The organism is Variovorax sp. 20P10.2.4 (genome assembly GCF_058244205.1).
Window position 1 is genome coordinate 1 of sequence record NZ_JBZAYE010000702.1, and the last position, 3,569, is coordinate 3,569.

2 protein-coding genes are annotated in these 3,569 nt (G+C 72.0%); one reads left to right on the forward strand and one right to left on the reverse strand.

Annotated features, from left to right (window positions below):
- Positions 1-3,193, reverse strand: a 3,193-nt coding sequence (locus AC27VN_RS35935; protein WP_490879718.1) for an MG2 domain-containing protein, incomplete at its 3' end; no start/stop codon positions are given.
- A 270-nt stretch (positions 3,194-3,463) separates the two neighbouring features.
- Between AC27VN_RS35935 and AC27VN_RS35940 the strand changes: the two genes are divergently transcribed.
- A partial coding sequence (locus tag AC27VN_RS35940) for a LysR family transcriptional regulator (protein WP_490879719.1) occupies positions 3,464-3,569 on the forward strand: 106 nt, incomplete at its 3' end.

Sequence of the window (3,569 nt, forward strand, 5' to 3'; positions counted from 1 at the left end):
TCCATGCATCGGGCCGTACCCGCAGGTCGGCGCGCTGCGCGCTCGACAGCGGCTCGTTCTTGCCCGCGCCCTGCAGCGGATACACGTAGCGCGCGGACAGGGCCACGTTGGGCGCGTACTGCGCGGCGAGCGGCAACGCGATGCGCTGCTGCAGCGCGGAGAGCGCATGCACGCTCGCGCTCATCACGCCCTCGCGCTCGACGGTCAACAGCAGATGGGCCGGCAGGCGCTCGGGGCGCGCGACGACGATGGCCGTGTCGCCGGGGCCGAAGTCCGGGCCGTTGTCGACCTGCAGCGCGTTGCGCGCCAGCGCCTCGCGCCAGCCGAGCGACCCGCGGCTCTCGAGCATCGCGGTGCGCACGATCGACCGGCTGTGCCTGAGCGAGGCGGCACTGGCCTCGAACAGCCAGTGTTCGGCAACCTGTGCGCCCTGCGCATCGTCGGGCAGTCGCCATTCGCAGGTCCATTGGCCCTGCGCGTCGGTGCGCGCGCTGCACACCTGCGTCTCGGGGCCCAGATCGACGATGCTGTACTGGCCACCGCTCCAGTCCCGCCGCACGGGCCTGGCGCGCACCGTGACGGGTTCGTCCGCCACTGGTCGGTCCCTGTCGTCGAGCGCGATGCCTTCGATCGCCTGCGGCCGGTCGCGCTCCTTCGCGCGCACGCGCAGGCCGAGCTTCATGCGATCGGGCCACAGCATGGCGGCACTGCCGACGGTCTGCGTCTCTCCGTTCGGGTCCTGGAACTTCAACTCCGTCTGCAGCAGCATCGGGCGCTCGAGCGGCGGCGCGGCGAGACGGATCCGCGCCTTGCCGTCGCGATCGAGCCGCGCCTGTTCGGCCGGGATGGCCGGCGGCATCGCGCGGCCCTGCGCGGTCTCCGCGGCGTAGAAGGAATAGCCTTCGCGCGGCGCGCGCACCTGCGCGAGCCAACTCTGCTTGACCTCGACGGGCAGTCCCACCGCGGCACCGCCCGCGAAATAGGCCAGCCGCGCATCGAGCTGCGCCACCTGCGTGTCGCGCTCCCAGAAGGCCTTCGCCTGCAGTGCCGCGTCGAACACCGGCGTGCGGAATTCCTCGACCTGGAACTGCGCCCTGCCGAGCCAGCTGCCGGCCTGCGACAAGGTCACGGTGTAGTCGCCGAGCCTGGCATCGCGCGGGATCGTCCATGCGCTCGTGGCGCTGCCGTCGGCACCGAGCATCGCGCTGGCGGTGAAGACTTTCTCGCCCGCGCCGTGGCGAATCTCGATCTCCACGGCGCCGGGCGGCGGCAGCGCGAAGCCGCGGCTCTCCAGCAGCCGCACCACGTGCTGCATGCCGACCGTCTCGCCGGCCTTGAAGAGCGTGCGGTCGAGCACCGTGTGGGCGCGCAGGTTGCGCGCGGCACCGCCCGCCCCCTGATAGCCATACCCGTTCGCCGGTACCTGCATCACGGCCATGTCGTTGCCGGCGCGCACCACCATCCAGGCGCCGTTGGCATAGCCGGCGTCGCTGCAGGCGAGCCGACCCCGCAGCGCCTCGCCGGGCTGCGCCAGGCCCTGCGCGTCGGTCCTGCCGCGCCACAGCAGTTCGCGCTTGCAGGAATAGATCGCCACCTCCGCGGCCGGCACCGGCAGCGCGGTGTCGAGCGCGGTCACCCAGACCGACGAGGCGCCGATGTCGCTGAAGCGCGCATCGGGATTGAGGTTGGTGGCCTGCACCACCGTGTAGCGCTGGAACGGCCCGGGGTCCGGCCGCTCGCCCGGCAAGGGCGTGCGGTTGCCCAGGTAGCCGGCGAAGGCGGCGCTATCGGCGCGCACCACGTGCAGGCCGGGCGCGGACAGCGGCACGCCGACGAACTCCATCGCGTCGCCCTGCGTGGGGATGGTCGAGGTGCGCGGCGCGCCGACCTTGTCGTCCAGCGGCGTGGTGGGCCAGGCGTTCGACCCGCGGGCCTGCAGCAGCTCGATCGCATAGGCCTCGATGCCTTCGCCCATCTCGCCGCCGAAGCGCCACTGGCGCACCGGCAAGGACTTTTCAGCACGACGCACCGCGAAGGCCGCGACCGCGCCGCCGCCACCCGGCTGCCACGGCATGACCGACTGCGCATGGACGGCGCCCAGATAGGGCGGCAGCCGCACGAAGGCGATGCTTCGCGGGAACTCGCTGGCGTTGGCGAGCGGCCGGCCCAGCGTGTCGCGCAGTTCGGCCGGCATCCGCAGGCTGTAGCGGCTGTCCTCGCCGAAGCCCGCCGCGGAGGGCGTCGCCGTCAGTTGCGTCGTCGCCTGCGGATGGCGCCAGGTGGACGTCGGGGTCAGCGGCATGTCCCGGCCCGCCGCGTCCACGAGCCGAACCTGCCGCGCGGCCTCCAGCGACAGCGGCGCCGAGAACACGATGTTCAGCGACAGGCGCGGATCGCAGGCCTCGCGGCCCTTGGGGTACTCGAGGAAGGTGCAGCCGGCGCGCGCCGTGAAGGGCGGAAGCACGCGGTAGTTGAAGGCCCGCGGCGTTCCTTGCTGGACCAGCCACAGTTCGACACCCTCCGGCACGGGCTGCGCGCAGCGCAGGCCGAGCGCGAAATTGCGCGACTCGAGCGCAACGCGCGCGCGCTCGAGCGCCGCGTCGAGTGCCGTCCCCGTCACCGCCACCACTGGTTGGCGCCGCACCTGCCCACCTTCGCGCCACTCGCAGGCGAAGCGCGCGGCCAGCGCCGGCGCATCCTCGGTCGGCTGCGGGTCGTAGTGGCGCATCAGGAAGACCTGGTCGGCGGCCACCTCGGAACCCTCGCCCGGATAGCTGCCGAAGAAACCGTGCGGCCCGGCAACAAATTCGGCCACCGGCGGCGGCGTCACCGCTTCGCCGGCCAGCGTCTTCAACCCCGGCTTGAACACCACGCGGCAACGCGTGCCGCCGCGCACGTCCTGCGCGAACTCGAAGGCCCAGGCGCGCGGCCCGATCCAGCGGGCGCTGCCCGCCGGCGTCTGCGGCGTGCACTGCACGCTCGCGGGCTCGGCACCCGTGTCCTGGCCCAGCGGCACCATGTCGGCGTCGAAGCGCAAGGCCACCTGCCGCACGTCGCGCGCCTCGCCCTGCGGGCTCACCGACAGCACGCTGGCCGCATGCAGCGGCGGCGCCGCGCAGGCCGCCAGCAACGCGGCCAGCACGGCCATCGGCCAAGGGGTTGGACGGGATGCCTCGCGAGAAGTCGCAGCCATGGTTCCTCCGTTCTTCGTGAAGTCTTGTGCCCGCGGATGCGCAAGGCCTGCGCTCCGTCCGCCCCTCCAGGGGATCACGGCGACTCTACGAAAGAAAGGTTTCAGCGAAAGCGGCATCGACCCGCCCCGATGACGGAGAAAGATATTTCACGAACTGATGGATGCGGTGACTGCTCCATGGGCGCCATTGGGCCCAATCCACAAGGGGAAAGCCAATGAATTCGGTTCGCCGAGCGTATAAACCAACCTTATATGACTGCCGCTGCCCCCATGGACCTCCAGATCCTGCGCGCCTTCGTGCTGGCCGCGCGCGAAGGCAGCGTCTCGCGCGCCGCCGCCAGGCTGCACCTCACGCAGCCGGCCGTGAGCCTGCAGC